Origin of the sequence: Ochrobactrum sp. SFR4 (assembly GCF_019730395.1) — a bacterium.
In the GTDB taxonomy this organism is placed as follows: domain Bacteria; phylum Pseudomonadota; class Alphaproteobacteria; order Rhizobiales; family Rhizobiaceae; genus Pseudochrobactrum.
This window is the reverse complement of record NZ_JAAPBB010000861.1, coordinates 1-266: the sequence shown is the minus strand read 5'-3', so window position 1 is coordinate 266 and position 266 is coordinate 1. Positions and strand designations below refer to the sequence as shown.

The 266-nt window shown below is 60.5% G+C and carries 1 protein-coding gene; it reads right to left on the bottom strand.

Going from position 1 to position 266, the window contains the following annotated elements:
- On the bottom strand, positions 1-266 hold a 266-nt coding region (locus HBA93_RS24415), incomplete at both ends, for a cyclic nucleotide-binding domain-containing protein (protein ID WP_286202125.1).

Here is a 266-nt window from a genome sequence, read left to right as displayed (position 1 = left end):
CGAAATGGTCGGCCGAGGAAATCAGGGGCGAACTGGTGGCCAACGATCTGCTGGCGCCCGTCGGACAGCGTCTTGGTCAGCTTCACCACACCCGACAGGATATTGGCATATCGGTCGATCCGCTCAGCCTCACCCAAGAGAGCAGCCCCGCCTTCAACTGCGGATTTGCGCGAAGACCTGACCAGTTCGTGGAGCTGATGGCAGTCCAGCGTACTGCAAATGCCCTTGTTACGCCCCTCGCATGAGGCGCATAGCATGGGAACGGC